Below are 468 nucleotides of genomic sequence, written 5' to 3'. Positions count from 1 at the left end.
GAGGACGTTCCAGCCGTCCTCCAGCGTCTCGACCCATTCGGTCTCGGTGCGCAGGGTGCTGTAGACCCGGCCGAGCAAGAAGGCCTCCTTCTGGAGGCCGCCGGAGTCGGTGACCACACCGGACGAGCCGAGCACGGCCGCGACCATCTCCGGGTACGCCAGCGGCTCCCGGACATGCAGCGAACCGTCCGGACGCTCCAGCTTGATGCCGTGCTCCGCGCATTTCGCCACCAGCCGAGGGTGCGCCAGCAGCAGCACCGGGTAGCCGGCGTCGGCGAGCCCGTCGACGATCGCGGCCAGTCGGGCCGGGTCGTCGGTCAGCATCGGCACCGCCCGCTCAAGCGGCACCAGTTTCCGGCCGCGCAGACAGTCGCCGAGGAACCGGGTCGTGTACGGGGCCCCGCACATCCGGTCCAGGTGCGCGCCGGCGTCGCAGCCGCCGAGCAGTACGTCCTCGTGGCGCCAGGT

At 71.8% G+C, this 468-nt stretch carries 1 protein-coding gene; it reads right to left on the bottom strand.

Features of this window, described 5'->3' with window-relative positions; translation table 11 throughout:
* On the bottom strand, positions 1-468 hold a 468-nt coding region (locus CAY82_RS27515; protein ID WP_177408887.1), incomplete at both ends, for a UDP-N-acetylglucosamine 2-epimerase.

Origin of the sequence: Pseudomonas sp. SID14000, from assembly GCF_002165135.1 — a bacterium.
Taxonomy (GTDB): Bacteria; Pseudomonadota; Gammaproteobacteria; order Pseudomonadales; family Pseudomonadaceae; genus Aquipseudomonas.
Note: the sequence above shows the minus strand (reverse complement) of the source record. Positions and strands in the feature narration are given on the sequence as shown.